Annotated in this window: 1 protein-coding gene; it reads left to right on the forward strand. The window is 49.8% G+C overall.

The window, feature by feature from the left end:
- Positions 1 to 17: 17 nt before the first annotated feature.
- Positions 18 to 263 (forward strand): hypothetical protein (locus tag R0J87_RS21495; RefSeq protein ID WP_498888834.1); only part of this gene is annotated, 246 nt, incomplete at its 3' end.

Below are 263 nucleotides of genomic sequence, written 5' to 3' on the forward strand. Positions count from 1 at the left end.
TAGCGGATCGACAGAACATGACCACGGCTTTTGAAACACTGCTCGGCAGCAAAGGGAAAGCAGATGCACGACTGGATGAATTGACGGCCTTCGCTGGTCAAACGCCATTTACTCGTGATGAGATTTTCGAGTCAAGTCGTGTTCTTCAAGTATTCACAGGGAACGCTCTATCGACTACAGAAGGCATGAAGCTAGTCGGGGACGTTGCTGCAGGTGTTCAACGACCGTTTTCCGAAGTTGCGCTATGGATGGGGCGTTTATAT

Source organism: Halomonas sp. SIMBA_159, from assembly GCF_046536035.1.
Taxonomy (GTDB): domain Bacteria; phylum Pseudomonadota; class Gammaproteobacteria; order Pseudomonadales; family Halomonadaceae; genus Vreelandella; species Vreelandella venusta_A.